This is a genomic window from Paenibacillus sp. JDR-2, from assembly GCF_000023585.1.
In the GTDB taxonomy this organism is placed as follows: domain Bacteria; phylum Bacillota; class Bacilli; order Paenibacillales; family Paenibacillaceae; genus Pristimantibacillus.
On sequence record NC_012914.1, the window covers coordinates 6,773,799 to 6,796,806 of the forward strand.

At 53.6% G+C, this 23,008-nt stretch carries 19 protein-coding genes; 6 read left to right on the plus strand and 13 right to left on the minus strand.

Annotation, left to right across the window (positions count from 1 at the left end; translation table 11 throughout):
- Window positions 1–75: 75 nt before the first annotated feature.
- Window positions 76–639: an FAD-dependent oxidoreductase gene (locus PJDR2_RS29725; protein WP_041613704.1), complete on the plus strand. Its 564-nt coding sequence runs from the start codon at window positions 76–78 to the stop codon at window positions 637–639.
- 642 nt (window positions 640–1,281) lie between these two features.
- Here PJDR2_RS29725 and PJDR2_RS32210 read toward each other — a convergent pair.
- Window positions 1,282–2,190 carry a hypothetical protein gene (locus tag PJDR2_RS32210; protein WP_015847450.1) on the minus strand — a complete coding sequence of 303 codons (909 nt, stop codon included), beginning with the start codon at window positions 2,188–2,190 and terminating at the stop codon, window positions 1,282–1,284.
- 290 nt (window positions 2,191–2,480) lie between these two features.
- Here PJDR2_RS32210 and PJDR2_RS29735 point away from each other — a divergent pair, with 290 nt between their 5' ends.
- Entirely contained in the window at window positions 2,481–4,229 is a 1,749-nt protein-coding gene (locus PJDR2_RS29735; protein ID WP_015847451.1) for a methyl-accepting chemotaxis protein, read from the plus strand.
- Window positions 4,230–4,330: 101 nt separating this feature from the next.
- Here PJDR2_RS29735 and PJDR2_RS29740 read toward each other — a convergent pair whose 3' ends face one another.
- The 6 genes from PJDR2_RS29740 to nirB form a co-directional block, all read right to left on the minus strand.
- Window positions 4,331–6,355: an ABC transporter ATP-binding protein gene (locus PJDR2_RS29740; protein ID WP_015847452.1), complete on the minus strand. Its 2,025-nt coding sequence runs from the start codon at window positions 6,353–6,355 to the stop codon at window positions 4,331–4,333.
- Window positions 6,356–6,377: 22 nt separating this feature from the next.
- Entirely contained in the window at window positions 6,378–8,126 is a 1,749-nt protein-coding gene (locus PJDR2_RS29745) for an ABC transporter ATP-binding protein (protein WP_015847453.1), read from the minus strand.
- A 394-nt stretch (window positions 8,127–8,520) separates the two neighbouring features.
- Window positions 8,521–9,297 (minus strand): uroporphyrinogen-III C-methyltransferase, encoded by a 777-nt coding sequence (gene cobA / locus PJDR2_RS29750; RefSeq protein ID WP_015847454.1) that lies wholly within the window; start codon window positions 9,295–9,297, stop codon window positions 8,521–8,523.
- Entirely contained in the window at window positions 9,297–10,166 is an 870-nt protein-coding gene (locus PJDR2_RS29755) for a formate/nitrite transporter family protein (RefSeq protein ID WP_015847455.1), read from the minus strand. Before PJDR2_RS29755 ends, cobA begins: the two co-directional genes overlap by 1 nt.
- 529 nt (window positions 10,167–10,695) lie before the next feature.
- Entirely contained in the window at window positions 10,696–11,010 is a 315-nt protein-coding gene (gene nirD, locus PJDR2_RS29760; protein WP_015847456.1) for a nitrite reductase small subunit NirD, read from the minus strand.
- Between the two features lie 11 nt (window positions 11,011–11,021).
- Window positions 11,022–13,460, minus strand: coding sequence for a nitrite reductase large subunit NirB (gene nirB, locus PJDR2_RS29765; RefSeq protein WP_015847457.1), 2,439 nt, complete (start codon window positions 13,458–13,460; stop codon window positions 11,022–11,024).
- A gap of 346 nt (window positions 13,461–13,806) precedes the next feature.
- Between nirB and PJDR2_RS29770 the strand changes: the two genes are divergently transcribed.
- Both PJDR2_RS29770 and PJDR2_RS29775 read left to right on the plus strand, forming a co-directional pair.
- On the plus strand, window positions 13,807–14,388 hold the full coding sequence (locus PJDR2_RS29770; RefSeq protein WP_015847458.1) for an ANTAR domain-containing response regulator: 582 nt from the start codon (window positions 13,807–13,809) through the stop codon (window positions 14,386–14,388).
- A gap of 13 nt (window positions 14,389–14,401) precedes the next feature.
- Entirely contained in the window at window positions 14,402–15,460 is a 1,059-nt protein-coding gene (locus PJDR2_RS29775) for an anthranilate phosphoribosyltransferase (protein WP_015847459.1), read from the plus strand.
- Window positions 15,461–16,043: 583 nt separating this feature from the next.
- Here the strand turns inward: PJDR2_RS29775 and PJDR2_RS29780 are convergent.
- The 4 genes from PJDR2_RS29780 to PJDR2_RS29795 form a co-directional block, all read right to left on the minus strand.
- Window positions 16,044–17,261 carry a multidrug effflux MFS transporter gene (locus PJDR2_RS29780; RefSeq protein WP_015847460.1) on the minus strand — a complete coding sequence of 406 codons (1,218 nt, stop codon included), beginning with the start codon at window positions 17,259–17,261 and terminating at the stop codon, window positions 16,044–16,046.
- Window positions 17,262–17,374: 113 nt separating this feature from the next.
- Entirely contained in the window at window positions 17,375–17,605 is a 231-nt protein-coding gene (locus tag PJDR2_RS29785; RefSeq protein WP_015847461.1) for a cold-shock protein, read from the minus strand.
- Between the two features lie 192 nt (window positions 17,606–17,797).
- Window positions 17,798–18,133: a hypothetical protein gene (locus tag PJDR2_RS29790; RefSeq protein ID WP_015847462.1), complete on the minus strand. Its 336-nt coding sequence runs from the start codon at window positions 18,131–18,133 to the stop codon at window positions 17,798–17,800.
- Window positions 18,134–18,191: 58 nt separating this feature from the next.
- Window positions 18,192–18,890, minus strand: a complete 699-nt coding sequence (locus tag PJDR2_RS29795) for a pirin family protein (RefSeq protein ID WP_015847463.1) — start codon at window positions 18,888–18,890, stop codon at window positions 18,192–18,194.
- 188 nt (window positions 18,891–19,078) lie between these two features.
- Here PJDR2_RS29795 and PJDR2_RS33345 point away from each other — a divergent pair, with 188 nt between their 5' ends.
- Window positions 19,079–19,255, plus strand: a complete 177-nt coding sequence (locus PJDR2_RS33345; protein ID WP_015847464.1) for a hypothetical protein — start codon at window positions 19,079–19,081, stop codon at window positions 19,253–19,255.
- A gap of 139 nt (window positions 19,256–19,394) precedes the next feature.
- On the opposite strand, the gene yidC is transcribed toward PJDR2_RS33345, so the two are convergent.
- Complete coding sequence (gene yidC / locus PJDR2_RS29800; RefSeq protein WP_015847465.1) at window positions 19,395–20,213, minus strand: membrane protein insertase YidC; 819 nt, start codon at window positions 20,211–20,213, stop codon at window positions 19,395–19,397.
- Complete coding sequence (locus PJDR2_RS29805; RefSeq protein WP_015847466.1) at window positions 20,179–20,508, minus strand: hypothetical protein; 330 nt, start codon at window positions 20,506–20,508, stop codon at window positions 20,179–20,181. The genes yidC and PJDR2_RS29805 overlap by 35 nt, the downstream gene beginning before the upstream one ends.
- A gap of 368 nt (window positions 20,509–20,876) precedes the next feature.
- Between PJDR2_RS29805 and PJDR2_RS29810 the strand changes: the two genes are divergently transcribed.
- Complete coding sequence (locus tag PJDR2_RS29810; protein ID WP_015847467.1) at window positions 20,877–22,970, plus strand: multicopper oxidase family protein; 2,094 nt, start codon at window positions 20,877–20,879, stop codon at window positions 22,968–22,970.
- Window positions 22,971–23,008: the final 38 nt, after the last annotated feature.

The window sequence follows — 23,008 nt, forward strand, 5'->3', positions numbered from 1 at the left end:
AGCGATTGCTTGTCCCCACCAGCCGGACTTATAATATTGGTGAAACTTACTAATGTTACGTAGGAGGCTGGAATGATGTACGATATCATCGTTATTGGCGCCGGTCCTGCCGGTGCAAGCGCAGCAATCTTTACGGCAAAAGCAGGCAAGCAAACGTTATTGCTCGAGAATAATAAAGGGATGACCAAGCGGGCATGGTTTGAGAACTATTACGGCATTACCGAGATCGGCGGCCCCGATCTTGTGGATACAGGCAAGAAGCAAGCCGTCCGGCTCGGCGCAGAGTTAAAAGAAGAGACCGTTACGGGCGTATCGCCAATCGAAGGCGGCTTGTCCGTTGTTACGGACCAAGGCACTTACGAGGCGAAGCATGTGCTGCTGGCAACCGGCGCTTTGGTTGATCTGGCGGAGCACATCGGCGTAGCGACAAAACCGGGCACGGAGCCGCGCATCAAAACCGTGGCGGATGTAGACCCGGCCGGCCGCACCAACATCCCTGGCGTATGGGCAGCGGGTACGGTTGCCGGCGTCAGCGTGCATGCGGTTATCACCGCAGGCGACGGCGCCAAAGTGGCAATCAACATCATCAGCGAGCTGAACGGCGAGCGTTACGTCGACCACGACGTGCTGAAAGCCTAACTAAGCGAAAAAAGGACGGAGCAGCTTCTGCTCCGTCCTTTCTTTGTTTCTGTCTGGCAAGTGGTGGTTGCCGCGCGCCACTGTCGAGCGGCTGGGCGCTCTAACTATGAAAAACCGTCATATTGAGCTAATTGGGTCCCACGCGACCACGCTAACCCCACTGTAACACGGTTTTTTCCTCTTATTTGGGTCTTCGCTGCCTGCACGCCACCACTCCAGTCTCTGTAGTACGGAAAAACCGTCTTATTGAGCTATTTTGGCCCCACGTGACCATGCTAACCCCACTGTAACACGGTTTTTTCCTCTTATTTGGCTCTTCGCAGCCTGCACACCACCACTCCAGTCTCTGTAGTACGGAAAAACCGTCTTATTGAGCTAATTGGGCCCCACGTGACCATGCTAACCCCACTGTAACACGGTTTTTTCCTCTTATTTGGCTCTTCGCAGCCTGCACGCCACCACTCCAGCCTCTGTAGTACGGAAAAACCGTCTTATTGAGCTATTTGGGCCCCACGTGACCATGCTAACCCCACTGTAACACGGTTTTTTCCTGCTATTTTGCTCTCCACCCTCACCAGATACAAGCAAAACAAAGAAATGCGGTAGCGCAATTCCCTGCGCGTACCGCATTCCGCATTTCTATTAAGCCGTGGTCGAGCTTGTAGCCGCCGGCGCTGCTTGTTGGCCGGCTTCGCCTTGCCACTTGCCACCGCGGCCCCCGCCGAAGTGGGCGCCGCCCTCAAAGGCGCCGCGTCCGCCCTTATGTGCTTCCCACTCGCCGTTTACTTGCTTCGTCACCTCATCCGTGACCGCTTTCAGCTTCGCATCGTACTCCTCCTGCGTAAGCTTGCCGCTCGCGAGTGCCTCGTCAAGCTTGGCCTTTACGGCGCTTACCTCAAGGTCGATCACGCTTTGCACGTTTACGCCTTGCTTGTCCGCAATAGCAGCAAGTGTCTGACCATCTTTAAGTGCAGTCTTAAGTTCATCCGACGTTAATCCGAGCAGCTTGGCTAGTGCTTCTTTATCGCCAAATGCTAAACCACCCGTACCATGTCCTTGCCCTTTGCTTGCAAAGCCTTTCCCGGCTGCAGCGAACCCTTTCGAATCAAGCAGCTTATCGGCAATGGCCGAGCTATCCGGCTTTTTGACCGACTCTCCTTCTGCCGCCGTATCATCCTTCTTCGGCATAGCCGCTGCCGCTGCATCAATCCATTCCAAGAGTTTCGCCTTCAGGTCCTCGCGGCTGATCCCTTGCGCCGCCCCAACTTCAGCCAAGGTAGACGTCTCAAGCTTGGTCTTCAGCTCTTCCGCCGACAGCTTCAAATAGTCCGCCAGCTTGCTCTCCAAACCGGCCAGCTGGGCAAATCCGCCGCGCTTGCCGGCAAACTTACCGTGCTTATCCTGCTGCACTCCGGACGACGACGCCTGATCCGATGCCACGGAAGATGAAGCCGTTGCAGACGAGTCGGAGCCGGCCGCGTAAGCCAATCCTCCTCCAAGCGCAAGGGTAAGAGCCATCAAGCTTGCCGCGATCGCTTTGCTTCTACGCATAATATTCCGCCTTTCCATCCAGGATTTTCAATAACGTTTCCATTGTATTCCTCTTCTATGAACAGATTTTGAACATCGCTAGTTTTTAGCACTTTGCCAAAGATTAGAATTGTCTCAGAACTAAACTCCGGGTCCACATACGCCGAAAAAAGGAGTAAGTACCGATGCCAAATACTTTTCTAACATGGCCCCGCGAACTTATTTAATATTTGGCTGTTATAGTTGGTCAAAGACCAAGACTTCTTTGCTCCCGCAGCCGATCAACTACATAAAGAACGAGGGATTAAGAAATGTTCAAGAAGAGAAAAACCAGTTTAGCGCTCGTCAGCTCCGTTGTGCTTGCCCTTCTATTTCTAGCTACGATCGGAGCGATGGTATCGATTACGAGCAGCAATCAGAAGGATGCCTACTTCGAAGAAATGTCCCGTACGGTCAAAACCCTTGGCAATATTACCAGCGCCAAAATCGACCTTATCACCTCTGCGCAGGAGCAGATGAAAAAAGGAAAAACGCAAGGCTCCACGGACTTTTACAATTTATCGTTATTTCTGGAGGCTATGAACTCCAACGACCAAGTTTCCAACGTCTACGTTCTGCAACCGGATTTACACGAGAAGGACGGAAAAACCTATCTCACTACGCTGCAAGGCACCGGAGCGCTTACGAAAGCAGGGCTTACACCAGGAACCCCGTACGCACTCTCCCCCGGGTTCGTAAAGAGCTATGATAAAGCCTTGAAGGACGGTTTCGCCAGAGTGGCTACCTACGAGGATGAGATGGGGAAATGGGTCTCTTATCTGATGGCGATTAAAGACAACTCCAATAAAACAGTCGCGGTATTTGGCGTCGACTTCGATTACGACAACGTGCAAGCCGAGCTCGACCGCCGGATGTGGCAGGTCATTAACATCGGGATTATCTGCGATGCAATAGCCATTATCCTTATCGTAGTAATCGTACGGTTTGCCATTAGGCCTTTGAAGCGACTCAGCCAAGTAGCCGCTCTTGCCGCAAAAGGCGACCTGACCGTCACGGTACCGGTCACTACAGGCAACGAGATCGGCCAAGCTTCCCATGCCTTTAATGAAATGATCGCTAGCCTCCGTCAGCTAGCCAGCCATATTCGGTCTACTTCTAATGAGGTAGCAGGTTCATCCTCCATCATGCAGGAAAGCGCCGAGCAGACCTCGCGTGCTACCGAGGAAGTTGCTCATGCCATTCAAGAGGTTGCCGCCGGAGCGGATACGCAGCTGCAGAGCTTCCAGGAATGCCAGCGCGCGATGAACGAAATGACCGTAGGCATCCAGCGGATTGCGGAATCCTCCTCTTCCGTATCCGAATTGGCTACCGACGCTTCCGAGCTTGCCAATGCCGGCGATACGGTTATTAACCGGACTGTCAACCAAATGCAGGTAATTGAGCAAAATGTCAGCGAAACGGTATCCGTCATGCAGGAGCTGCAGCAAATGAACAGCCAAATCGGCTCCATTCTCGAGATGATTGGCGAAGTATCCAAGCAAACGAACCTTCTCGCACTTAATGCGTCGATTGAAGCTGCCCGTGCAGGCGAGCATGGCAAAGGTTTTGCCGTTGTTGCCCATGAGATTCGCAAGCTGGCCGAACGCTCGAAGGAATCTTCGGATCAAATCAACGAAATCCTGAGCGGCATTAGCAGCCGGACCAGCGAAGCTGTTCTCTCGATGGAAAAAGCAGCCGAGGGCGCCCGCGAAGGCAGCTCCGTCTCCCATCAGGCAGGCGAATCGTTCCGTTCCATCCACGAGGCTATCCGCCAGGTATCCGCGCAAATCCAGGAGGTTTCTGCGGCATCCGAGCAAATGTCGGCAGGCAGCGAGGAGATCGCAGCTTCGCTTGATCAGCTGGAGCATATCGCCGAGGCATCCTCCATCCAGTCCCAGCGCGTGGCAGCCGCTTCCGAAGAGCAGCTCGCTTCCATGCAGGAGGTTGCAAGCTCGTCCGCTCAGCTGCGTAACCTTGCATCCGAACTGAACAAAGCGATTGATACGTTCAAGACGGAATAAAAGCCAAGCAAAAAAGCACCTCCATCAAGCCAAGCGGCTGCATGGAGGTGCTTTTTTCATAACCGGAACCGGGGAGAACCCTTCCCCTGTCCGGTCTTGGCTTAGGATGCGGTAACAGCCGAGCCTTGCTGCAGCTGGTACATCGCGAAATATTTGCCGCGGTGATCCATCAGTTCATCGTGGTTGCCGCGTTCGACGATTCTGCCGCGGTCCAGCACCAGAATCTGATTCGCCTGGCGGATTGTTGATAAACGGTGAGCAATAACAAACGTCGTACGGCCCTTCTTCAGCACATCCAGCGCTTCTTGAATGATGGCCTCCGTCTCTGTATCGATGCTTGCCGTTGCTTCGTCAAGAATCAGAATCGCGGGGTCATAAGCGAGTGCCCGTGCGAATGAGATCAGCTGGCGTTGACCGGCGGACAGCGTGCTGCCCTTCTCGATCACTTCCGCATCGATGCCGCCCGGAAGCTGCGCGAACATGTCGTAGGCGCCAACGTCGCGGAGCGCCTGCTCCACCCGCTCCCGGCTGATCGCCGGATTGTTCAGGCTGATGTTCGAGGCAATGGTACCGGTGAACAGGAACGGGTCCTGCAGAACGATGCCCATATGCTGGCGCAGATGCTGCTTCGGAATATTCAGCACATCCTTGCCGTCGATAACGATGCTGCCTTCATTCGAATCGTAGAACCGGAACAGCAGGTTCATAATCGAGCTTTTACCGGAGCCCGTATGGCCAACCAAAGCCACCGTATCGCCTTGGCGGGCGGTGAAGGAGATATTTTTGAGTACGTATTCATCCTTCTTGTAGGCAAACGAAACGTTATCGAATTTCACTTCGCCCTTGTAACGCTCCATCGTGCCCGGTTCAACCTCAACGCCCGGTTGATCCATTAGGGTAAATACCCGCTCCGCGGATACCCTTGCCGTCTCCAGATTGGACAGCTGGTTCACGACGCCAACAATCGGCTGGAACATCCGGTTCATCAGATCAACGAACGCATACAGTACGCCAACCCCGATGGCAGCGCCAAACCAGTCGCCCCAGAAGAACCAGATCACGATAAGGAAGATGATGTTACGAACGACGTTGACCAGGTTATGCGACGTAATCGAGTTCAAGCTGAGCAGCTTGTTCTGATACGTAAAATAATGCTCGTTCAGCTCGTCGAATTCTTTAAAGGTCTCTTTCTGACGGCGGAACGCCTGGATAATCGCCATCCCTTGGATGGATTCGTTGATCATCGCGTTAATCTCGCTTAGCTTCGTCCGGATAATCCGGTTGTAACGGGCCGCAAAGCGACGGTACAGATTAATCCATACGAGCAGGATCGGTACCAGCGGCAGCGCAAACAGCGCAAGTCTTGGATCCAGCAGGAACAACGCTCCATAGATCGCCGTCATGTATACGATCGCGGAAAAGAAGTTCGCGAGTACCGCGACGTACAGCTCACGGATGGCCTCCGTATCATTCGTAATCCGGGAAACGACCTGCCCGGCGGCGAGCGTATCGAAGTAGTTCACCGGAAGCCGCTGCGTATGGGCGAATACGTCATTGCGCATGCGCCGGACAATCCGGTTCGCGGATGTCTGCAGCAAGAGCCGCTGGCCGTAAGTGAATACCGCGCCAAGCACAAGAAGTCCGACATAGAGTCCGGCAAGCTTCATCAGGCTTGGAATTTCCGGCTTGTAGAACTGATACAGCTCCTTAGCAGAAATCAGGGCAACCGGGAATGCGGCATTCTCTCCGGTTGTTTTGTCGGTGACGGTCATCTGGCCATCCGTTACCTTGCGTACGCCTTGCACTGCGGGAAGGGCACCTTCATACCAGTAAAATTTTCTGCCGGCTTGAAGCAGATGCACCTCGGCGCCTTTGGCTTCGCCGGCTGCGAAGTGGTCTTCGCGCTTATACCATTTATCTTTATAAGAGACTGCGTACGGCTCATCCGCCGCAACCTCGTACCAGCTCTTCTCGATGCCGAGAATATTCTGATCGATCATCCGCTTTGCGATAAACGGCCCCGCGAGCTCCGCGCATACGGCCAGCAGGAGCAGAACTAACGCTCCAATGATCGGTTTTTTATAAAGCATGGCGTATTGAAACAATCGTTTACCTGTTTGACCCATTGTTCGTAAACGCCTCTCTTTCCTATGATTCAATGAGCGACTCCAGCTGCTGCCGCTCGTACTGCTCTCTGTACCAGCCATCCTGCTTCACAAGATGATCGTGGGTACCCTGCTGAACAATACGTCCTTCATCCAGCACGATGATGTGGTCAGCATGCTGCACCGCGGACAGCCGGTGAGTCGTAATCAGTGTCGTTTTGCCGGCGCGTTCCGTCCGGATGCCTTCGATAATCTCGGCTTCCGTCCGTCCGTCTACCGCGGACAACGCGTCGTCCAGCATCAATATTTCCGGATCGGCGATAAGCGCACGGGCGATGCTGACCCGCTGCTTCTGACCGCCGGAGAGCGCAACGCCCTTCTCGCCTACCATCGTTTCCAGCCCATCCGGCAGGAATTGAATATCCTTGGCGAAGGATGCCCTTGCAAGGGCACGCTGCATATCCTCTTCCGTCGTTTCGCCTTTCTTGCCGAACATAATATTCTCGCGAATCGTCTTCGAGAACAGAATCGGCTGCTGCGGCACGTAGCCGATCCAGCCAAGGAGCCGATCCATCGGCAGCTTCTCCAGCGGCTGGCCGGTAATCTTGATTTCGCCGGCACCAACCGGATATTCGCGCAGCAGCTGCTTGAGCAGCGTTGTTTTGCCGCTGCCCGTACGGCCGACGATACCCAGCGTCTGTCCTTGGCGCAGACTGATGTTCACGTCGCTCAAGTTGTCTACCACCGACGACGGATAACGGAACGTCACATCGCCAAATGCAATCGTTGCCGGCGCGGTCACGTCAATGGTGTTCTCCGCATCCTGCACATCGGGCTTGTAACCAAGCGTTTCTTCTACCCGGTCAAGCGAAGCGTTGCCCCGCTGCATAATGTTGATCAGCTCGCCGATCGCGAACATCGGCCAGATCAGCATCCCGAGGTAGACGTTGAAGGAGACCAGCTCGCCAAGCGTAATCTCGCTGTGGAACACGAGATAGCCGCCGTAGCATAAGCCGATCAGATAGCTGAGGCCGACCAGTATTTTGATCGTTGGCTCGAAGAGCGCATCGATCTTGGCCACCTCGATATTTTTCTGAAAGACCTCATCGGTTTTCTTGCGGAATTGATCCTGGTTTGCTTCCTCCTGCACGAAAGCGCGGATAACCCGCACCCCCGATACCGATTCCAGCACCTGGTCATTTAATTCGCCGAAAGCGTCCTGCGACTGCATAAAGCGCTCATGGATTTTACCTCCGAAATGCTTCATCGCAAGCGCGATGAACGGCAGCGGCAGAAGCGCCGCCAGCGTCAGCTTAACGCTGATCAGTGCCGCCATAATGCCAAGAATCGTCAGCATGAAGAAAGTGGAGTCAATCAGCGTCAGAATGCCGAACCCGGCTGTTGTAGCAACCGCATTCAAGTCATTCGTGGAACGGGCCATCAGGTCGCCCGTCCGGTTCCGTTCATAGAAGGTTGGCGACATCTTGAGGAAGTGACGCATCAGCCTCGACCGGAGCAGCCGCTCCAGAACGAAGGCACCTCCAAACAGCTTATAATGCCACACGTAAGTGATGGCGTAGCCGACCACCGTTACGGCGATCCAGCCCGCCACGACCTGCATAAAGCCCGTAGCGTCCAGCCTGCCCTGATGAATCCCGTCAATCGTATGGCCGATCAGCCATGGCGGAATCACGTCGAGAAAGCCCGTGATGATCAGCAGTACGCAGGCTAGCGTATATCTTTTCCAATTCATTGCGAAAAACCATCGAAGCTTCTTAAGTACGATAAACATAGTTTCTGTTAGACACCTCCCGTTTCCATCCAAGCATCTTCCCCCACAAAACCGCAAAAAAAGGAAGCGCACCGTTAGATAACGATACGCTTCCTTTGGCAGCAATCGGGCACAAGTTGGCCCGCTGCATCAAAAAAGGCGCACGGTTACGGTTACGTAACCATGCGCCTTTGATTCTAATGGGATACCCCTAAAGATCAAAGAGATTCGACGCGCGGATGGATTACGCTCATAAATTTAGTATGCATTTGGTTAAACAGTTGATGAACGCCTACAATTGGATTCATGCCGTAATCCTCCTTTCGATTTGTTTAAGATATTTGTCACTTTACCATCCGAAGAAATAACTGTCAATCCGTTTTTTTTGTAAAACCACGCCTATTTTGGAGAATGATCACATGACCCAGGCTTCCGCCTGCTGCTCTGCCAGCAGGAGCTGCTCGCGAACCCTGACCACTTCGCCCACAATGATCAGCGCCGGGTTGACCACTTTAAAAGATACCGCCAGCTTATGAATGTCGGCAAGCGTTCCCGTAATAACGCGCTGCTTGCTTGTTGTGCCGCGCTCAATAATCGCAACCGGCGTAGCTGCTGCCTTGCCGTGCTTCAGCAGCTCCTCGCGGATGACGGCGAGCTGGCTGACGCCCATGTAGATAGCCAGCGTATCCACGCTATGCGCAAGCAAATCCCAGCGCACAGGCTCCTGGTCGCCGTGGCAGCGATTGCCGGTCACGCAGGCAAAGGACGCTGCCTTCCCGCGATGCGTCAGCGGAATTGCCGCCGAGGCCGCAGCCCCTATGGCAGACGTGACGCCCGGCACGATCTCCCACTCGATGCCGTGCTCCGCCAGCTCCAGCGCCTCCTCGCCGCCGCGCCCGAAGACGAAGGGGTCGCCCCCTTTCAGGCGGACGACCGTCTTCCCTTGCTTGGCGTAAGAAACAAGCGCTGCATTAATTTCCTCCTGCGGCATCGCATGTGCATTAGGCGCTTTGCCGCAGTACACCAGCTCCGCATTCGGGCGGGCGTATGCGAGCAGCTCTTCGTTCACGAGTCGGTCGTACAGGATCACATCCGCCAGCCCGATTCGCCGCATCGCCTTCACCGTGATCAGCTCCGGGTCACCGGGGCCCGCTCCAACAATGTATACCTTCCCCGTTGCCGCCGCCCGCATCACAGGCCGCTTTTCTCGGCAGCAAGTGCCGGTTTGGCCGGGAGACCCGACTTTGCGGAAGAGGAAGAGCTTTCGTAGTCCTTTGCCTTCTTGTTATGCGACCAGTAGAACATAAAGCCGGTAAACAAAGCACCGCCTACAAAGTTGCCAAGCAGCACCGGAATTTGGTTCCACAGCCACCAGTCCGCAACCGATACGTCAGCGCCAAGCATCATGCCGGCAGGGATGACAAACATATTAACGACCGCATGCTCGAAGCCTTGCTCGAAGAACATCAGAATCGGCAGCCACATCGCAACGATTTTGCCCAAGGTCGATTTCGAGGTCATCGCCATCACAACGCCAAGCGTTACCATCCAGTTGCACAGAATCGCCTTGATGAACACAAGAATAATGCCGTCGAAGCCCATTTTTTGATAACCCAATGTCTTTGTCTCACTGACTTGAATGAGCATTTGGGCGAGCGGATTCGACATATCCGTCCCCATCTTCGTAATCGCCATGCCATATAAAGCCGCATATACCGCACAGCCGATCAAGTGACCGATAATGACAAGCCCGTAATTGACCATCATGCGGGATAGGGAGGTTTTCCGTTTGAAAACCGATAGAGGAATAAGCGCAAAGCTGCCTGTCACAAGCTCGAGTCCCAGAAGAACGATGATCACAAAGCCGATCGGGAAAATAATAGCTCCGGTTAGAGCAAGTGACGTTTGCGTTGTTGCCGTATAGGCGAGTGTTGTTGCAAAAGCCAGGATGCCGCCTCCTAGAAATCCTCTCATCAGCATTTGCGAGGCGCTCATCTCCGCTTTCGCCGTCCCTGCTTCTACCATCGATTCCAGTACTTCAGCCGGTTTCACGTAGTCCATGTTCCATTCCTCCTTAAATGAATCATCACCACAATAGCGCATGTACGGGCTATCGTGATGATTCATACTTCGAAAGCATTCACCTTAAATGAATCATCATCACAATAGCCCATGTACGGGCTATCGTGATGATTCATACTTCGAAAGCGTTCACCTTAAATGAATCATCACCACAATAGCCCATGTACGGACTATTGTGATGATTCATACTTCGAAAGCATTCACGTTAAATGAATCATCACCACAATAGCCCATGTACGGGCTATTGTGATGATTCATACTTCGAAAGCATTCACCTTAAATGAATCATCATCACAATAGCCCATGTACGGGCTATCGTGATGATTCATACTTCGAAAGCGTTCACCTTAAATGAATCATCACCACAATAGCCCATGTACGGACTATTGTGATGATTCATACTTCGAAAGCATTCACGTTAAATGAATCATCACCACAATAGCCCATGTACGGGCTATTGTGATGATTCATACTTCGAAAGCATTCACCTTGTTGTCTCTACTCTGCTCTACAAGGTGATATAGATCTCTCCGCTGCCCGGATCAATCTCTGTCTCAAACGTCTTGATGCAGCCGTCGTCCGGCTCATGCACGCGTCCGCTCTTCAGGTCAATCTTCCAGTCATGCAGCGGGCAGTGTACGGCCGTGCCGCACACCATCCCTTCCGAGAGCCTGCCGCCCTTATGCGGGCATTTGTTCTCGACTGCCTTCACGCTGCCGTCTGCCAGGCGGAAGATCGCAACGTCCGTGTTGTCGATCTTTACCGTACGAGAGCCTAATACGTCGATCTCCGATATTTTCGCTACTAGCACCTTTGTCACCATATAGAAGCCCCCTATCCTTGAACCGGCTGTGGAGTGGATAATTGCTCGAAGTTTTTGCGCAGCTCTTTGTTCTCGATGATTTCTTTCCATGGATCTGTAGTATAGCTAAGCGTCTTCTCAAGACGTTCAACCAAGGCCAGACGATCTTCCCGTTTCTCGAGCGCCTTCTTGACATGATCCAGACCAACGCGTTCAATCCATTGCGCGGTACGTTCGTTCCAAGTCGCATTCTCGCGGTAATATTGCAGGTAAGCCGAGGACCATTCCATCACTTCATCCTCCGTCTTCACCGTACATAGCAGTTCAGTCGCACGTACATGTATACCGCCGTTGCCGCCTACGTGAAGCTCCCAGGCACCGTCGATTGCGACGATACCAAGATCCTTAATCGTTGCTTCCGCGCAGTTGCGCGGACAGCCGGATACGGCTAGCTTTACTTTCGCCGGAGCCGTCATTCGCTCGTAGGCTTTCTCCATCCGAATCCCCATGGCGATCGAATCTTGTGTGCCAAAGCGGCAGAAAGTGTTGCCTACGCAGGTTTTTACCGTGCGGAGCGTTTTGCCGTAAGCATGGCCGGAAGGCATATCAAGCTCTTCCCAGATCTTCGGCAGGTCTTCTTTCTTCACGCCCAGGAGGTCAAGCCGTTGTCCGCCGGTGAACTTCACCATCGGAACCTCGTACTTCTCTGCGACGGTAGCGATTTTGATCAGGTCGGCCGGCGTAGTTACGCCGCCGTAGACGCGAGGCACAACCGAATAAGTGCCGTCCTTCTGAATATTCGCGTGGTAGCGCTCGTTCGTGAAGCGCGATTCCTTCTGATCCTCGTATTCCCCCGGCCACAGCATGCCGAGGTAGTAGTTCAGCGATGGGCGGCATTTCGTGCAGCCCCCTTCGTTCTTCCATCCCAGCACGTTCATGACTTCCTTGACCGTCATGAGGCGCATTTCCTTGATGGCCGCAACGATCTCGTCACGGGAATGCTCGGTACATCCGCAGATGCCTTCCTTCACCGGCACGCCTGCCGCATCGCCGGCGTATAGCTTCAGCAAGCCTTCCACTTGAGGCTTGCAGCCGCCGCAGGAAGCGGAAGCTTTCGTGCAGCCTTTAAGGCTGGCCAGCGTATTGCAGCCTTTATTCTGAACAGCATCGGCAATTGCTCCCTTCGATACGCCGTTACAGCCACAGACAATTTCATCGCCTGGCATCGCAGCCAGCCGATCCAATGGCGAAGAGCCTCCACCTGCCGCAGGCGAGAAGCCAAGCAGCAGCTCCTTCTCCTTGCCCTCAATCGATTCGCCCTTCTTCATAATCGAGAACAGCTCGGCACCGTCGGTTGTATCGCCAAACAGTACGGCTCCTACAAGCTTTCCGTTTTTTATCACAATCTTCTTGTATGTGCCCGCTACATCATCTTGAATACGCAAGGCTCTAGTGCCTGGTCCTTCGTTAAATTGGCCTGCCGAGAATACGTCGACACCGGATACTTTCAGCTTGGTTGAAGTAACGGAGCCTTGGTAGCCTTCCGTTTCTACGCCGGCCAGCAGCTTCGCCAGAACGGCGCCTTGCTCATACAGCGGAGCAACCAGGCCGTAAGCGATCCCCCGGTGCTCGGCGCATTCGCCAACCGCGTACACATCCGGAATATTCGTCCTCATGAAGTCGTCAACGATAATCCCGCGGCCTACTTCGATGCCGGATGCCTTCGCTAATTCAACGCTCGGGCGGATCCCCACCGCCATCACGATAAGATCCGCTTCAACCTCGCTGCCGTCCGCGAATTGCAAAGCCTTCACGCGGCGTCTGCCCGTAATGGATGCCGATTGCTTGCTGAGCAGGAATTTCATCCCTTGCGCCTCAAGCTCGCGCTGCAGCATCCGTGCCGCCGGCTCATCCAGCTCGCGGTTCATTAGAATGCCGTTAATATGGACAACGTGTACGTCCATCCCCAGATTCAGCAGCCCCCGCGCCGCCTCAAGCCCAAGCAGGCCGCCGCCGATCACGGCTGCTTTTTTATACTTTTGGGAAGTCTCCTGCATAATCTCGGTGTCGCGGATATCCCGGAAGCCGATTACGCCCTCTTTGTTCGCGCCAGGCAGAGGCAGCATAAACGGATTCGAGCCCGTTGCCATAACAAGCACGTCATAGTCCGCTTCAACCCCTTGCTGGGAGTACACTTTTTTCCGCTTCGTATCAATCTTGGTGACCGTATGTCCGGCATGCAGCTGAATATGATTGTCCGCGTACCAGTCCCAGTCGTTAATGATGATATCCTTCATGTCCGTCCCGCCGGCAAGCACCGAGGATAACATAATCCGGTTGTAATTCGGGTACGGCTCCGAGCCAAAGATCGTAATGCTATATGCATCCGGAGCGAGCTTGATCAGATGCTCGATTGCCCGTACCCCCGCCATTCCGTTGCCAACCAGCACCAATTTCTTCCGATCCGCCATTGTCATTCTCCTCTCCACTCTCTCTAGCTCTTGATCTGTATGGAAAAATAAAAAAAGCCTGGCTTCGGATTCCGCGAGGACGCACTTGTGCATTCCCGCAAAAGACGAAGACAGGCTTCATTGCCGCTTCAAATGAATACGCCATTGTATTCATGAAAGATTGAATTGTAGTACCGCAAAGCCGGAAGCCTTGTCGGTGTGTTACCGCTACTATACAATGCCGCGACATCCATGTCAACATACTTGACATAAAAAATGAACATTTGTGCGTATCGACAGTTTTACACATTACATGTTATATATAATAACAAATGATATTTCGTTCGTAGGGGAAGAGGAGGATGACATGCGTTCTCTGTTAGTGATCGACAATCCCGGGGGAAAAGCTGAAGCGCAGCCGCTGGAGCAAATGTTGGAGACATACGGTTATTCCGTATTGTATGCAAGCTCGGACGAAACGGCCAAGAACCATCTGCCGAAAGCCGATGCCGTCGTTTTTCATTTGCCGCTAGGCGAGGTGAAGGCATGGGGCAACAGGCTCTTGCAGCGCAAGAGGCTGCCCATGCTCTGGTGGTGCAGCGCGGATACGGCAACGATGTCCGCTGCCTTTTGCGAGGATGATCTGCCGATCGACGGTATTCTCACGCCCTCAATGAGCGAACAGGAGCTGCACTGGGCGCTTCATTTCGGCTCGAAGGCCTGCTTCGAAAGGCAGCATTGGCTGAACGAGAGGAAGCAGCTGGAGGCGCGGCTGGAAGAGCGGAAGTGGATTGACATGGCAAAGGGTATCCTATGTAAAATAAAGCAGGTATCCGAGGCGGAAGCTTATGACCTGCTGCGCAAGCAGGCCATGAATGAGCGGAAGCGGATTGTGGATGTGGCGACATCCATCGTGAAAGTCTATCAGCTGCTGCAAGAGCAGAAATAAAGGGGTGCTGACGATGTTTACTAAACTATTAAAAGAAGTCGGCCGCGGAAAAAGAGGCGCCAGGGACTTAACCTACGAAGAGGCGCTGGAAGCGGCCGACTGGATCATGAACCGGAAAGCAACCCCTGCCCAGATGGGCGCCTTTTTTATTGCCGAACGGATTAAGATGGAAAGCGTCGAGGAGCTGGAAGCGTTCGTAAACGTATGCCGGAACAGCGCCTACCGCGCACCCATTCAGGAAGGACTGGACTGCGCGGGACCTTACGACGGGCGGGTAAAAACCTTCTTCGCTTCCTTCGCTACGGCCTTCCTGCTTGCCTCGGCCGGTCTTCCCGTTACGCTGCACGGCGCCAAGTCGCTGCCGCCGAAATGGGGCGTGACGCTGCTGGATATGCTCGCCGAGCTAGGCATCGGCAAAGCTCAGCTTACGCGGGACCGCGTAGTGCACGCGGCCAAAGCAACCGGCGTGCTGTTCGTGGACACCGAGGAATGGTGCCCGCCACTGGGTGAGCTCCGGGACATCCGCGAGGAACTTGGCATGCGTACGGTGCTGAACACAGCGGAGAAGCTGATCGATTTCTCCCATTCGCCGTACCTCGTCTTTGGCGTTTTCCATAATACCGTCTTTGACCGGATGAGCAAGCTGCTCACTGACTTGAAATACCGCCGGGCCCTTATCGTGCAAGGGACGGAGGGCTCCGAGGATCTGTTCATCGAGCGCCCTACCCGCACCTATATCGTTGAGAACGGCGAAGCAAGGCTGCATGTCATCGATCCGGAAGAATTCGGCATGGAGGCAACGCTGCCGGAGAAAACCGAATGGAGCGCTGCCGAACAGATCGAGACCGCCCAGGCCGTCCTGCAAGGAAAGGCTCACATCGGCTACGTGAACCAGGTACTGCTTAACGCCGCCGTCCGGCTCCGTCTTGCAGACCGCTCCGAATCCGTCGAAGAAGCGTTGTACCAATGCAAAGCGCTGCTCGACAGCGGGGCTGCATGGGAGCGTTACACGGCTTGGCGCAGCAGCTTGCTAAGCGAAGGAACGCCCGCACCAATCGGCGGTGTTAAGTAACATAACACGAAGCTTGTGCCATAGTCTTCGCGGCATGCGAAGCCGCATTCCTTCTCTCCAATCTGACACCTACGTTGCACAATAAAAAAAGCTTCTGAAGGCTGACCACCCAGCCGGCAGAAGCTCTTTTTATTTCCACTTTCTTTCTTGAGCGAGTATTCCCATATCCTTAGCTACGTCCAAGGCAGCCCAAAGCTAAGGCTAATGACGGGTTAAGGTCCCTAAGGGAACTTAAAGGTCAGGAGAAGCAGCTAGTTTTGATGGTTAAGGCCCCTTAAGGGCCTTAACGTACTGGAGAAGTCGCAAGAGGCTGCGGATAGCTGCCGTTAAAGACGGCTTAAGGCCTCTAAGGGACCTTAACGGCCGGGAGAAGTAGCTGGTTTTTATAGTTAAAGCCCCTAAAGGGCCTTAACTCAACGTTATGACCGCCCGAAGCGGCATAAACTGCCGCAGGGCGAGAGAATAAGACCCTGCGAGGTCGTTAAACGCCCTCATCAGGGCAGAAACAGGGCCGATAAGACCCCGGCGGGGTCTTTATCGCCGCCTACATCTGCAGCTGTGCTTAATAAGCGTGGCGGCTGCCCTAGCGCGAGCGCGCTCGGCGAACGAGCAGCACATAGCTGAGCACAGCCGCCGTCTCCGCCGCGGCGATAACCATCCCCATCGGCAGCGCGGCTTCGCTGCCGCCAAGCCCAACAAGCGGCGCCATGCAGGCGCCAAAAACAAAGGACAGCAAACCAAGCAGCGCCGATGCGCTGCCTGCCGCCTGCTGCTGGTTTTGCATCGCAAGCGAGAAGCTTGCCGTCTGCACAATCCCGACGCTGGCCACCACGAAGAATAAAGGCACAAGCACGGCGAACAACCCCCAGCCGGCTATAATCGAAACGAGCAACGCCAGACCGCCCGCAAACGCCAGGCTAAGTCCGGCAACAAGCAGCTTCGGCGCGCTCACCTTACCGGCAAGACGCCCGGCGATTTGGCTGGCCGCGATAATGCCAAGCCCGTTAATGGCAAAGCACAAGCTGTAGCCTTGCGGCGAGACGCCAAACAGGTTCTGAATCACAAACGGCGAGCCCGAGATGTAGGCGAACATCGCCGCTACCACAAAGCCCTGCGTCAGCGCGTAGCCCATAAAGACGCGATCCGTCAGCAATCCGCGGAATTTCGTCAGTATATTGCGAGCCCCGCCCTGTGAGCGGTTCTTCTCCTGAAGGGATTCCTTCATCCCGAACCATACCGCCGCAAACATCACCGCGCCAATCACGGTCAGAACAATAAACACGCCCCGCCATTCCGTCCATTTCAGGATCTGTCCCCCGGCAATCGGAGCCGCGATTGGGGCTACCCCGTTCACCAGCATCAGCATCGAGAAAAACCTTGTCATTCCCGCTCCCTCGAATAAATCCCGGACGACCGCGCGCGAGATAACGATTCCCGCCGCGCCGCCAAAGCCCTGCACGAAGCGCAGCAGGACAAAGGTCTCGATGGAAGGCGCCGCTACGCATAGAATCGAAGCCGCCATATAAACGATAAGTCCAATTAACAAGGGCTTCCGCCGGCCCCTGACATCGCTGATCGGTCCGATAAACAGCTGACCCAGCGAAATGCCCAGCAGGCAGGCCGTTAAGCTAAGCTGGGACATCGACGTCCCCGCGCCGAAATCATCCGCAAGCTCCGGCAAAGCCGGTAAATACATATCGATGGAGAGAGGAGCAAAAGCAGACAACGAACCAAGCAGCAAAGCCATCCATAAGACCGCTCTTGGTGCCTTTGCCTGCGCGAAATCCTTATCATTTCCCATTAGACAACCACTCCAGAACCGTTTTGTCGCAACCATTCTAATGACGATTCCCATCCCTGTCAAGGAAACAAAAAAAGAGGATGCCTCTATAGGCATCCTCCCGCGCGATCCAACTATTCGGCCGTATTGACGACGGCACTCAGCTTTACGGAATCATTCAAATTCACGATCAGAGGAAGCATCCGCTCCCCGCTGATCATGGGAGATTGGCACAATACGCAGGTCGGCGTCTGGTCAAAAGAGAAGTTGGCTCGCATCCAGCCATTGCAGTCCTCGCTTGCGCATGACCAAATTTTCGTCACGACCTCCGGGATATCTTCCTGAATTTTTTTCCTATTATACATAGGTATGTATGCCTCCTTCTACAGATTAATCTGGTACGGACTCCATGAGCCCCGTCACTTTAGAGTGCCTATAACCGTCGATTTCATACATAATATTTCTAAACGGCCGAGCAGGCACAAAAAAAGCTCCCCCGCCTCCAACAGGAAGCGAAAGAGCTTGTGATATGTAGAATTAATTTCCAGGTACTTCCTTTATAGCTTATAGCCGAATTCATTCGGAATATATTCAATGCAGGAAACCGCGATAAAGGTCAGCTTTTCCCCTGCCGCATCGTATTTAACCGTATCCGCCGCAACCGAATACCAGATCTTTAGAGTAGGACGACCGTCGTCGTAAGTCCGGAAAATAAAAACATTCAGCTCCTGCTTCCACTTCAGGATCTCATCTATTCCGTCATGCTTTGGAGTATGCACGTCGAATTGCCACTGCCCCGCTTCATGCGTCACTTCGTAAGACACCGATTGCTTGGATGAATCCAGAAAAGTCCGGCCGCCTACGGCGTGTTTGATGAGTAACTGTTCTTTCATGGTTGAACCCTCCTAAAAAGCATATAGCTCTCTTTCAGCCACATTTCGCAAGCATGCCTTATGGCAGATCAATCAGCATCACAAAGGCGGATTCTTCGGCGGACAGCACAAAATCGGGCTCGAATTCCGCGCGGATCGAATCTTTGGGTCCCATCGCAATGCCATTCGCATTCAGATTTCCTTCCAACACCATGACAAAAGCGCGTCGTCCGGTTTTCTGATTAAAAAAGATCCTTCTGCCCGGCTGCAGCCGGCCCAGATAAATCGTCATATCCTGATTGATGCTTGCCGTATCTCCTGCGCCATCCGGCGTCACAACCGGCAGCAGCGCATTCTGCAGCTTCGCTTCATCGTAGCTGGCCATTTCGTAGGAGGGAGCGAGCCCCCGTTCTTTCGGCATAAACCACAATTGCAGGAAGGTGCCTTCCTCTGTATCTGAATCGTTGTATTCCGCGTGAATAATTCCCGTTCCCGCCGACATGCGCTGAACTTCGCCTGCCGATGTTACTTCGATATTGCCAAGGTTATCTTCATGCTTCAGCCTTCCCGTCAGAGGAATCGTCACGATCTCCATCTCGCTGTGAGGATGCGCGCCAAAGCCGCGACCCGGCGCGATCGTATCATCGTTTAATACGCGCATGACGCCAAAGCTCGAGTTGTCGGGATCGAAGTACTCCCCAAACGAGAAGCTCATCGCGCTGCGGAGCCATCCCAAATCGACAGAATGGCGGGCACTTGCCGGAAAATGTTTCATCATCGAAAAAACGCCTCCTTTTTCAATCAATATTCCGAGCCATATCCTCCTTTTATTGTAACCTCGGGCAGGCAGGTATACCAAAAAATATACCGGACAGGCTCGTGCAAGACCTTATGTAATCGTAATGGTAAGTGAAAATATAGGGCAATCTAACGGCAGGAGCTGAAAAAAGGGAGTGTGAACGGGCGATGGACAACAAGGATGATCTCGTTACGGAGAGAGATATCGATCCGAAATTCGGCTTATTTACAGAGGAGATGCCGCAAATCGTCTTGCCGGATGCAACAAGTAAACTGATCGATAGGTATCCGAAAAATGGCGCAACAGCGCCGCCTCCCAGCGGACCGACTGACGGCTCGCGTTAAGGAGCTATATCAAGTATAGCATTTACGGAGTGAGGTAAACAGCCCCTTACGGCGAAATAGAGCCAAATACGGGAAAATAAAAGGACGCATCAACCTGTACAAACAGGTTATGCGTCCTTCTGCTTTTATCTCATACAAATTATTTTGCCGAAACCGCTGGTGTTTCATTAACTCCCGCTGCAGGCAGCGTCGGGTAAAGCTTCTTCGACACAAGCGTCTGGATGATCATAAACGTTCCCCCGACAACCCAGTACAGCGGCACCGCAGCCGGAGCGCTGAAGGAGAAAATCCCCATCATCACCGGCGAGAGCAAGCCTAGCATCGCCATTTGCTTCTGCTGGGCAGAGTCCATGCCAATCTGCGATACGCGGAACTGCACGTAATAAATCGCTGCGGCGAGGAACGGCAGAATGTGATCCGGCGTGCCGAGCTGGAACCACAGGAACGAATGCTGGGCAAGCTCCGGCGTCATCTTGATCGCATAATAGAGACCGGTCAGGATCGGCATTTGAATGAGCATGGGCAGACAGCCAATCGCCATCGGATTAAACTGATGCTTGCTGTAGAGCTCCATGGTTTCTTTTTGCAGCTTGGCCTGATTCTCGGGCGTCTTTTCTTTATACTTCTCTTTCAGCTTGTTCAGCTCCGGCTGAATGACGCTCATCTTCTGCTTCATGCCTTGCTGGCCTTTATACTGCCGCAGCATGAGAGGCAAGAGGACGATCCGCACGAGCAGCGTCATCACGATAACGGCCATGCCGTAGCTGTCGCCAAAGAAGGAAGCAATGTGCTGAATCAGATACGAGAACGGGAAAACGACGTAGTGGTTAAAAAAGCCCGGCGTATCGGAATCAATCGTTCCTTTTGCGCCGCAGCCGCTGACGATCACAAGAATCGCGATGGCTGCGAGAATTCTGTATTTTTTAGTAAAAACGGTGAATGCATTGTTTTTGCTCATAATAGCCTCCTCGTTTGTGTGCGTGCTCTGTAATCTCCACAAACGAAGCGCAACAATCCGCTGATTCACCATCCGGTGCTTCTTTACGCTTAATCCTTCGGGCCAGCCAGTGCTGGATCCTCTCCAGCCTGCTGATGACCACGACAATCGGAACAATCGGCTCCCATACAACCCGCTTCAGCAAGGTATTAAACTCCGCGTCAACGCTTTGATGGGCAAAATACGCCAGATAAGCCATCGAACATAAAATACTGATCGAGAAAAAATAAGGGATTAAATCCTGCAGCTCTAACAATGCATTCACCTCCTTGAAAGAATTGTATATTCAAATGGTTGTTCTTCAACCATTCGTGCAATTCTTACTTCGTAAGCATTAGCTAAAGAATTGTATATTCAAATGGTTGTTCTTCAACCATTCGTGCAATTCTTGCTTCGTAAGCGTATATTTATTCATTCTTGTACGGCTAACCGCCGGCCAACGTTTCTTCTCCCGGCCCAAAGTCCAGTTCGAGTCCATTCTCAGGGCGGTTAAGGCGGGTGTCCGCCCGCGCTACAATGAACTATGACTATATTATCACATCGCGGACAGGATAGCTTGTTTGGCTTCTTGGAATCCGATGCACTATTTTCCGCGGCAATGTCCGGGACGGAGGAATCGATTGTATGTATTTTGCAGCTATTAGCGTGGCAAGGGGCTTCCTGCTTCTTACCCTGCTGCTCGCCTGGATTGCCGGCAACAAGGCGTCCGCCCTGCTATTCAGCGGATCAGAGGCGAATTTGCACCGAAAAGCACGCAAATTAATAACCTGGGCCGTCTTCTTGTCCATCTCCTGCGCGGGTGTTCTTGCAGGCATCATCTGGCTTATGGCGGTTACGGATTCCGTCTTCTGGCGGGACCGCCTGCTCGTTCCGCCCGTCCTCATTCTTCCGATGCTAATGATATGGCTTGGCGCTCTCCCCCGCCTTCGCCGCATCCGGCAGGCGACCATGCGCAAGACGGAAGCGCCCCTTGACGTCAGACTGCTGAGCCGGGCTTCGCAGCCCGCGCTTGTTGCGCCTTACCAATTCGTAGCGCTTGGCTCCCTGACCGGCATGTATTGGACGTTCACGACCACGATTCCGTTCGACGTCATGAACGGAACAATTCCGCTGGTACTGCTTCTTATCGCCGGCATGATCCTGTGGCTGACCCATCTTAACCGAAGCTCAAGAGTAAGCCTGACCGGAACAAAGCCGGTTAACCGTCCTCTGATGCGGTTCCTGCGCAGGATGGCCGTACTGGCGGTTGTCTTGGCAATAGGCAGCATCCCGTTCTACGGAGGGTTAAAGGACAGCAAGCTGCCCGAGACGATCTCCATGACGGATGGTCGGATGGACAACGGTACGGGTACGGCTCTTGCCCATAATCATCACGGCACTGCCGTTATCGCTTCTGCCGAACCCGTGAAGGAGATCTCAGTCGACAGCCTGACAGGACCGGCGGAAGGAAAAGCCGATGTATCTTTTACGCTGACTGCCGAGAAGAAGACCATTACGCTGGCTTCCGGAAGAACGGTAGAGGCCTGGACCTATAACGGTCAATCTCCCGGACCGGAGCTGCGTTTCAAGAAGGGACAGCTGGTCGAGGTCAAGCTGATTAACAAAGACATTGAGGAAGGCGTAACGCTGCACTGGCATGGCCTTGATGTCCCCAATGCGGAGGATGGCGTAGCCGGAGCAACGCAAAATGCCGTCATGCCCGGCGAGACCTATACGTACCGGTTCGTAGCCAATCAGGTCGGCACCTTCTGGTACCATTCCCATCAGGATTCGCAGGAAGCCGTAGAAAAAGGGCTGTTTGGCCCGCTGGTGGTAGAGCCCGAGGAAGGAATGCCACCCAGTACGAAGGATATCACGGTAATAACCCATATCTGGGATCACCGAGGCGTTGCCATTGGAGATAACGAAGGCATCCAGCATGCGAAGATCGCGCCGGGAACTCCCGTACGTCTTCGCCTGATCAATACGGATGACTGGGTCCGGCAGTCTTACACGCTGCTCGGAGCCTCTTTTAAAGTAGCGGCCATTGACGGGACGGAGCTTCATGAACCGCAGGATCTGAATAATATCAGACTTGATCTGATTACGGGCGGCCGATACGACGTGACCTTCACCATGCCGGACACGCCGGTTACCTTAAACGTGGGGTTGGGCGGTAAGCTCGGCATCGTGATGAGTCCGGACGGGCAAGGCGATTTGCCTAAGCAAATAGCTGACCTGCCGATCTTCGACCCGACCCATTACGGGACGCCGGCTGCAACGCCTTTTAATGCAAACAGCCATTTCGACCGCGAGTTTACGATGGTGCTGGATAACCAGCTAGGCTTCTTTAACGGCAAGTTTGCGCTCAACTATACGATTAACGGCAAAGTATTCCCGGATACGCCGATGTTTATGGTGCGCGAGGGCGAGCTTGTGAAAACAACGATTGTTAACCGCGGTGCCGTCGAGCATCCGATGCATCTTCACGGGCATCATATGCTGGTCCTGTCGCGGAACGGCGAAGCCGTTGACGGCAGTCCCTGGTGGACCGATACGCTTGATACCGCTCCGGGAGAGATCTATGAAGTCGCTTTTGTGGCCGATAATCCGGGACTGTGGATGGACCACTGCCATAATCTCGCCCATGCGGCGGCAGGCATGACGATGCATTTGATGTACGAAGGCATTACATCGCCTTATACGGTTGGTACGGCTACTCATAATCATCCGGAATAATAAAAGTGAATACGAAAGGACGCGAGGCTGCACCTGTG

Coding starts and splice junctions, on each gene's coding strand:
- PJDR2_RS29725 (WP_041613704.1), top strand. CDS start 76: ATGTACGATATCATCGTTATTGGCGCCGGTCCTGCCGGTGCAAGCGCA.
- PJDR2_RS32210 (WP_015847450.1), bottom strand. CDS start 2,190: ATGCGTAGAAGCAAAGCGATCGCGGCAAGCTTGATGGCTCTTACCCTT.
- PJDR2_RS29735 (WP_015847451.1), top strand. CDS start 2,481: ATGTTCAAGAAGAGAAAAACCAGTTTAGCGCTCGTCAGCTCCGTTGTG.
- PJDR2_RS29740 (WP_015847452.1), bottom strand. CDS start 6,355: ATGGGTCAAACAGGTAAACGATTGTTTCAATACGCCATGCTTTATAAA.
- PJDR2_RS29745 (WP_015847453.1), bottom strand. CDS start 8,126: ATGTTTATCGTACTTAAGAAGCTTCGATGGTTTTTCGCAATGAATTGG.
- cobA (WP_015847454.1), bottom strand. CDS start 9,297: ATGCGGGCGGCGGCAACGGGGAAGGTATACATTGTTGGAGCGGGCCCC.
- PJDR2_RS29755 (WP_015847455.1), bottom strand. CDS start 10,166: ATGGACTACGTGAAACCGGCTGAAGTACTGGAATCGATGGTAGAAGCA.
- nirD (WP_015847456.1), bottom strand. CDS start 11,010: ATGGTGACAAAGGTGCTAGTAGCGAAAATATCGGAGATCGACGTATTA.
- nirB (WP_015847457.1), bottom strand. CDS start 13,460: ATGGCGGATCGGAAGAAATTGGTGCTGGTTGGCAACGGAATGGCGGGG.
- PJDR2_RS29770 (WP_015847458.1), top strand. CDS start 13,807: ATGCGTTCTCTGTTAGTGATCGACAATCCCGGGGGAAAAGCTGAAGCG.
- PJDR2_RS29775 (WP_015847459.1), top strand. CDS start 14,402: ATGTTTACTAAACTATTAAAAGAAGTCGGCCGCGGAAAAAGAGGCGCC.
- PJDR2_RS29780 (WP_015847460.1), bottom strand. CDS start 17,261: ATGGGAAATGATAAGGATTTCGCGCAGGCAAAGGCACCAAGAGCGGTC.
- PJDR2_RS29785 (WP_015847461.1), bottom strand. CDS start 17,605: ATGTATAATAGGAAAAAAATTCAGGAAGATATCCCGGAGGTCGTGACG.
- PJDR2_RS29790 (WP_015847462.1), bottom strand. CDS start 18,133: ATGAAAGAACAGTTACTCATCAAACACGCCGTAGGCGGCCGGACTTTT.
- PJDR2_RS29795 (WP_015847463.1), bottom strand. CDS start 18,890: ATGATGAAACATTTTCCGGCAAGTGCCCGCCATTCTGTCGATTTGGGA.
- PJDR2_RS33345 (WP_015847464.1), top strand. CDS start 19,079: ATGGACAACAAGGATGATCTCGTTACGGAGAGAGATATCGATCCGAAA.
- yidC (WP_015847465.1), bottom strand. CDS start 20,213: ATGAGCAAAAACAATGCATTCACCGTTTTTACTAAAAAATACAGAATT.
- PJDR2_RS29810 (WP_015847467.1), top strand. CDS start 20,877: ATGTATTTTGCAGCTATTAGCGTGGCAAGGGGCTTCCTGCTTCTTACC.